Consider the following 6886-nt stretch of genomic DNA (forward strand, 5'->3'; position numbering starts at 1 on the left):
GAGCAGAGTTGTAGAATTTAAGTGCCTGCTGCTTGTCTCCTAATGAGTGGTAGACTAAGCCAATATTGTTGAGGGTTATTGCTTCCCCTGCTTTATCCCCCACCTCCTTACTCAAAGGCAGAGCAGAGTTGTAGAATTTAAGTGCCTGCTGCTTATCTCCTAATGAGGAGTAGACACCGCCAATATTGTTGAGTGTTCTTGCTTCCCCTGCTTTATCCCCCACCTCCTTTTTCAAAGGCAGAGCAGAGTTGTAGAATTTAAGTGCCTGCTGCTTGTCTCCTAATGAGTGGTAGACTAAGCCAATATTGTTGAGGGTTATTGCTTCCCCTGCTTTATCCCCCACCTCCTTACTCAAAGGCAGAGCAGAGTTGTAAAATTTAAGTGCCTGCTGCTTGTCTCCTAATGACGAGTAGACACCGCCAATATTGTTGAGTGTTCTTGCTTCCCCTGCTTTATCCCCCACCTCCTTTCTCAAAGGCAGAGCAGAGTTGTAGAATTTGAGAGCCTGCTGCTTGTCTCCTAATGAGTCGTAGACTAAGCCAATATTGTTGAGGGTTATTGCTTCCCCTGCTTTATCCCCTACCTCCTTTCTCAAAGGCAGAGCAGAGTTGTAGAATTTGAGAGCCTGCTGCTTGTCTCCTAATGAGTCGTAGACTAAGCCAATATTGTTAAGGGTAATAGCAAGCCATTTTTTATCCCCTGCCTTTTGCCACAATATTACTGCTTCTTGCCATTTTTCTATTGCCTGTCGCCGTGATTCTGCTGTACCTTGTTTGTAAAGCGCCCACCCCTCATCAAAGACTTTTTTTGCTGCGGCGCGGGTAGCATCTTGCTCGGTTGTGGTTGGCTGCTGTGCAATTTGCGTTTGTTTAAATGTGGCTTTTGCCCCCACTGACTCGGATAATAAGACGACACTCAGTAAGCAGGTTAAAGTGTAAAGCTTAAACTTGGGTTTTAGATATGTGAAGATATTGCTTTTTATGCTTTTATTGTTCATATTTAAGTTGGTAATTATGCAAAGCAAAATTTTTACCGCATTCATGCAGCGTGCAGCAATAAATTATTGAATTACTATCAGAATATATATAGAGCTAGATGAGATTTAAACCTCGTCCATTTTGAAACCTGGAGTAGTGCGGGCATCTTGCCCGCTACTACCAGCAAAGAGCATCTTGCCCGCTACTACCAGCAGGGAGCAAGATGCTCCCACTACTTTTAAAACTATGGTTTTTAAAATAGATGTGGTTTAGCTTACAGCTTGCATGAAAATTAGATAAGGCTGGTTTCAGTTTTTGCAACAAAATTGAGAGAATGTGTCTGTTCATGAATGTTTTTCCTCGCTTCCTTTATATTTATTTCAGAGGTGTGAGGACTTATGCAGTTTTCAGATCTTGTTACCACATTTATCGTAGGGGTACGGCACCGATAAAATATCTAACAAGCTGAAAGTTTTCTGATGCTGTGCCCCTACCTACCCATGTGTGTATTTTTGTAGCTCACATTTAGTAGGTGCGATAACATTGTCATTTGATGCAATTCAATTGCAAGTTGATGCAATGGAATAAGTACTTATGCAAAAATATTTATGTCATTGCGAATGAAGTGAAGCAATCCCAAATCCTTGTGGTTGCTTCGTTTCGCTTCGCTACACTCACAATGACAATGTATATTTAATTTTGCATGACTACTTAACAGAGCGATGCATAAAATTGCAGGGCAATGTAATTCAATTGCAGACCGATGCGCTCGCATTATTACGCGATACAAGCAAATTGCCAGTAGCCAGTAGGGTATATTATTGCTGAGGATACGGCACTAGTGCTGTTTAGTGATTTTGTAATTAATCTCGTAAAACCAAAAACTAGTATTAGTTTGAACATCTCTCGAATTCCAAAGCTCTCTCCTTTTCCCCTAAAGCCTCGTAAACTTTCTTGATATTATTGAGGGTAGTAGCTTCCCCACCCTTGTCGCCCACCGCACAATAGAGTGGCAGTGCATTGTTGTAATATTCTAATGCTTTCTGCTTTTCCTCTAATGCGTCGTAAACTGCGCCGATATTATTGAGGATAGTAGCTTCCACAAGCTTGTCGCCCACCGCCCGAATTATTGGTAGTGCATTGTTGTAAAATTCCAAAGCTTTCTGCTTTTCATCTAAATCGTTGTAAACTCTGCCAAAACCAAGCAGAATAATAGCTTGCCATTGTTTATCTCCTACCTTTTGCCACAACATCAGCGCTTGCTGCCATTTTTCTATTGCCTGCTTCAGTGATTCTGCTGTACCTTGTTTGTAAAGTGCCATTCCCTCTTGAGTTGCTTTTTTTGCTGCGGCGCGGGTAGCATCTTGCCCTGTTGTGGTTGGCTGCTGTGCAATTTGTGTCTGTTGGAGTGTGGCTTTTGCCCCCACTGACTCGGATAATAAAACGACACTCAGCAAGCAGATTAAACTGTAAAGCTTAAACTTGGGTTTTAGATATGTGAAAAAATCAGTTTTCATGGTTTTATTATTTATATTCAAGTAGCAATTATGCACAGTAAATTTCGTACCGCATCAATGCAGCGTGCAGCGATAAATTATTGAATGATTCTCAGAATACATACTGATACAAATTCACGAAAATCCTGATACACATAAATTTTTCGTAGGGGTTTAGCATTGCTCATTGGTGTCAACTTAAGCTCAAACGCTTATCCCACATACGTTTTACCCCTCCCCTTAATCCCCTCCCCCGAAGTTTGCTCAACGGGGGGGAACCCCCGCACGCAACTTCTCTCCGCCTGCGGGGAGGGGAAGTTTTGGCTTTAGACAAAACTGGGGTGGGGTGACGAGGATCGTAATGGTAGGTGAGTGAATACAAAATCACGTTTTAACAAGGGTTTCACGTTAAGTTGACACGTATGAGCATTGCTAAACCCTTACCCGGGTATTTGTATCATTATTAAAGTGAAATGGTATGAGCAAGATGGGATTTAGTTTAAAGCTTGCACAAAAAATTTATGAGGCTGGTTTCAGTTTTTGCAACATAATAGAGAGAATTTGTCTGCTCATAGATGTTTCTCCTCGCTTCTCTGATATTTATTTCAGAGGTGTGAGGACTTATGCAGTTTTTGCGTCTTGATACTATATATCTCGTAGGAAACATCCATAAACTTTTGGGAAAACAGACAATCTATCGGTGCCCATTGGTGTCAACTTGAATTAAAAGACTTATCCCACAAGCGTTTTACCCCACCCTGGTTTTGGCTTTGGACAAAACCGGGGTGACGCGGATCTTTGATGGTAAGTGATTTAATTCAAAATCGCTTTTTGGCAAGGCTTTCACGTTAAGTTGACACGTATGATCGGTGCCGTGCCCGTACAATAACATTGTCACTTGATACAATTAAATTGCAGACCGATGCATTAATATAACAAGCCGATGCAATGGGATAACAGACTGATGCATTAATATAACAAGCCGATGCAATGGGATAACAGACTGATGCATTAATATAACAAGCCGATGCAATGGGATAACAGACTGATGCATTAATATAACAAGCCGATGCAATGGGATAACAGACTGATGCATTAATATAACAAGCCAATGCAATGGGATAACAGACCAATGCATTAATATAACAAGCCGATGCAATGGCATAACAGACCGATGCAATTCAATTGCAGACCGATGCATTAATATAACAAGCCAATACGATGTCTACGACAAGACGCGGAGCGTCTACGCATTGCAGGACGATGTATTGTCAAATGTAGGGTGTATTATTGCTAAGGCTACGGCACTTGAATAAGAGTCAAGAGTCTATAGTCATTTGTTATTTCTCCGCGTCACCGCGTCGCTACATCTCCCTCATCTTCTTTGCTCCCTTGCCTGATCTCTTTTGCTGTTTGTTGCAACCTCTGAAAATAATCGCTTTCAGTAATTTCCGCAACTTCATGTATTAGCTTGCTGCGATCAATTTCCACATGCAACTGTTGTAACTGTTGGGATAGTTGCTGTTCGCGATCGCAAACTTCGCGTACCATTTTCTGAAATACTCTTCCTAGTTGCCCTAATTCATCGGTGCGTTGGGCGATTTGGGTGAGTCCTTGGCGTTCTAAATCTCGAACTTCGTTAGCGCTAACTGTTTCTCTACTAATTGTTTGGGCAAGTTGAGCCATTGATTTTAAAGGTTGAATCACTCTCCATTTGAGTAAGTAGTTAATGGACACGAGAACTAATGCAAAAATGCCAATGAAGATGCTGATGAATAAAAAAAGTGCTTTGTGGGCGTTAGCAAACACTTCACTAGTTGGGATATAAATAATTTGAGTACCGACAACTTGATTTAGCTTCCAGCCGTAACCGTTTTGTTTACCGTAGCGTTGGAGGTGACTTTTGGGAGCTTGATCTGGTTTGCCATGACACAACAGACAGCTAGAATTGGTGACTGTTAGTGGTTGAGCGCTGTAAAATAGTTTTTCCCCAGCTTGTGAGCGAAAATCAGAGAGAGTTTTTAAAGTGCGATCGCTCTCAAACCGTTCAATTAATTTTGCCTCAAATCGGTCAGCTTGGTCATCTAGATTTGTAGGGTTGAGCGTAGCCTGTTTGTAAATTAAATCTTTGTATTGCCAATTGGTTTTGAAATTTTCAAATACTCGTCTGGCTGCAATGCTGCGGATCGTTTCAGGAATAAAAGTAGTTTGTGGATCTACGAGTTGAGTAATCAGTGGTGCAATATCATTACTAGTATAACTACTTACCGAGTTAACAATCTGCATAGCCATCTGTCCGCGTGCATTCATCTCCGCTAGCGCTTTATGTTCCATCGCCTTCGATAATGCAAATCCCCCCAGTCCAATTCCAGTAATAAAAATCAGTGACAGCAGCAGCGTAAATTGAGAAGCCAGTTTCAGACGAGCAAGCATATTCGCAAATTCCATCACGGTCTTTGTTACCCATATATCTGGAGCCTATTAACTCGATCAGATTTTGCAAGTCTGCACCTTAGAAAGTTAGGGCTATACAAACAAAGTCTGCAAAGATTTGGAAAAAGAATGCGATCGATGCATCTGTAGAGGCAGGGTTTCTCCGCCCTTAGCGACTAACCATAACATCTCTGCATTCATTTCCAACTTTAGTAGGAGACAGTTGGGTGGAGATAAATCTATTTGCAATCCGAACTTTATTCCGATGTACAGCCCTAGGTAAATTGCCTACTATAAACACATCAAGCGACACGAAAAACGCAGCCAAGCTAACCAAAATACAAATTATAACTAGGTTAATACAAGCTGCTCAATCTTAAAAATTCCCACAATCAACAAGGAGAAAAAACCATGTCTTACGAAATCAAAAATAACGTTGCAGTTGAATTATCTGAAACTGAACTCGATAGCGTTACAGGTGGATTTGGAATCATTATTGGTGATAGTCAAAATCTCGGATTGTTTACTAACAGTAGCTTTCAACAAAGTAATTTAGCAGCCGGTCAACAAACAGTTGCAGGGCCTACTGGCGCTGGTACTACCACCTTGGTGAGCGCTCAAGATATCTTTAGCAACGCCGGACAAGGATTAAGTGTTGGTAACTAATTCTTTTAAATAGTTCACAACCTGGTTTTGAGACAATTACATATTTCATCATCACAAGGTTGGCAATTACAAACAACAGTTTAAGTTCCTAAAAAACTCATTACACCATACAGGAGAAAAACCATGTCTCACGAAATCAAAAACATCATTGCAGTTGAATTATCCGAAGATGAACTCGATAGCATTGCAGGTGGATTTGATGGAATCAGTATTGGCTATGGTCAAAACCTCGGATTGTTTACTAACAGCAGCTTTCAACAAAGTAATTTAGCAGTTGGTCAACAAACAGTTGCAGGACCTACTGGCGCTGGTACTACCACCTTGGTGAGCGCTCAAGATATCTTCAGCAACGCTGGACAAGGATTAAGCGTCGGTAATTAATTCCTTTGAATATTTAACAACCTGGTGTTGAGACAATTACATATTTCATCATCACCAGGTTGGACATTCTAAATAAAAGTTAAAATTCTCGCCAAACTCATTACACCCATAGGAGAAAAACCATGTCTCAGGAAATCAAAAACATCGTTGCAGTTGAATTATCTGAAGATGAACTCGATAGCGTCACAGGTGGGTTTGGAATCATCATTGGTGATGGTCAAAATTTAGCTCTTGATACAAATAGCAGCTTCTACCAAAGTAACTTAGCAGTTGGTCAACAAACATTTGCAGGACCTACTGGCGCTGGTACTACCACCTTAGTGAACGCTCAAGATATCTTCAGCAACGCCGGACAAGGATTAAGTGTTGGTAATTAATTTCTTTGAATATTTCACAACCTGGTTTTGAGATAATTACATATTTCATCATCACCAGGTTGTCAATTACAAAAAAAAGTTGAAGTTCCCGAAAAAATTATTACACCATACAGGAGAAAAACTATGTCTCACGAAATCAAAAACATCGTTGCAGTTGAATTATCTGAAGATGAACTCGATAGCATTGTAGGTGGATTTGGTGGAATTATTATTGGCAATGGTCAAAACCTGGCTTTGGGAACATTCAGCAGCTTTGAGCAAAAAAATACGACAGTCGGTCAACAAACATTTGCAGGCTCTGGTAATAGCTACACTGCAACACTCGTCAACGTACAAGAAATTCACAGCCAATCAGGTCAAGCGCTGATCGTGGGTAACTAAATTACTCGCTAATAACTGATTTTTCCTCTCCACATAACCCTACCGCTGTTTGACATGAATTCAACAGCGGTAGATTTCTGGCGTTGCTAATTTGGTAATGAAACTGAGACCATTTTAGATTTTAACCTGAGTTCGGGATAAGGAAAGGGACAGGTATTAAGCTGAAAATAACGTC

General features: G+C 40.8%; 7 protein-coding genes. 4 read left to right on the top strand and 3 right to left on the bottom strand.

The window, feature by feature from the left end:
- The 3 genes from BV375_RS24200 to BV375_RS24210 form a co-directional block, all read right to left on the bottom strand.
- Positions 1–997: tetratricopeptide repeat protein (locus tag BV375_RS24200; RefSeq protein ID WP_143842192.1), on the bottom strand; the 997-nt coding region annotated here is incomplete at its 3' end.
- An 870-nt stretch (positions 998–1867) separates the two neighbouring features.
- Positions 1868–2494: a tetratricopeptide repeat protein gene (locus tag BV375_RS24205; protein ID WP_086765266.1), complete on the bottom strand. Its 627-nt coding sequence runs from the start codon at positions 2492–2494 to the stop codon at positions 1868–1870.
- Positions 2495–3826: 1332 nt separating this feature from the next.
- Positions 3827–4921, bottom strand: a complete 1095-nt coding sequence (locus BV375_RS24210) for a DUF3365 domain-containing protein (protein ID WP_243714031.1) — start codon at positions 4919–4921, stop codon at positions 3827–3829.
- Positions 4922–5317: 396 nt separating this feature from the next.
- Here BV375_RS24210 and BV375_RS24215 point away from each other — a divergent pair, with 396 nt between their 5' ends.
- From BV375_RS24215 to BV375_RS24230, 4 genes are all read left to right on the top strand, one after another.
- Positions 5318–5572: a CTB family bacteriocin gene (locus BV375_RS24215; RefSeq protein ID WP_086765268.1), complete on the top strand. Its 255-nt coding sequence runs from the start codon at positions 5318–5320 to the stop codon at positions 5570–5572.
- Between the two features lie 123 nt (positions 5573–5695).
- Positions 5696–5953: a CTB family bacteriocin gene (locus BV375_RS24220; RefSeq protein ID WP_086765270.1), complete on the top strand. Its 258-nt coding sequence runs from the start codon at positions 5696–5698 to the stop codon at positions 5951–5953.
- Between the two features lie 122 nt (positions 5954–6075).
- Entirely contained in the window at positions 6076–6330 is a 255-nt protein-coding gene (locus tag BV375_RS24225; protein ID WP_086765272.1) for a CTB family bacteriocin, read from the top strand.
- A 123-nt stretch (positions 6331–6453) separates the two neighbouring features.
- Complete coding sequence (locus tag BV375_RS24230) at positions 6454–6711, top strand: CTB family bacteriocin (RefSeq protein ID WP_086765273.1); 258 nt, start codon at positions 6454–6456, stop codon at positions 6709–6711.
- Positions 6712–6886 lie beyond the last annotated feature (175 nt).

The sequence above is a fragment of the Nostoc sp. 106C genome (assembly GCF_002154725.1).
Taxonomy (GTDB): Bacteria; Cyanobacteriota; Cyanobacteriia; order Cyanobacteriales; family Nostocaceae; genus Aulosira.

What these genes read in the sequence shown, in the direction of transcription:
- BV375_RS24220 (WP_086765270.1), top strand. Translation starts at nt 5,696, where the DNA reads ATGTCTCACGAAATCAAAAACATCATTGCAGTTGAATTATCCGAAGAT.
- BV375_RS24210 (WP_243714031.1), bottom strand. Translation starts at nt 4,921, where the DNA reads ATGGAATTTGCGAATATGCTTGCTCGTCTGAAACTGGCTTCTCAATTT.
- BV375_RS24215 (WP_086765268.1), top strand. Translation starts at nt 5,318, where the DNA reads ATGTCTTACGAAATCAAAAATAACGTTGCAGTTGAATTATCTGAAACT.
- BV375_RS24225 (WP_086765272.1), top strand. Translation starts at nt 6,076, where the DNA reads ATGTCTCAGGAAATCAAAAACATCGTTGCAGTTGAATTATCTGAAGAT.
- BV375_RS24205 (WP_086765266.1), bottom strand. Translation starts at nt 2,494, where the DNA reads ATGAAAACTGATTTTTTCACATATCTAAAACCCAAGTTTAAGCTTTAC.
- BV375_RS24230 (WP_086765273.1), top strand. Translation starts at nt 6,454, where the DNA reads ATGTCTCACGAAATCAAAAACATCGTTGCAGTTGAATTATCTGAAGAT.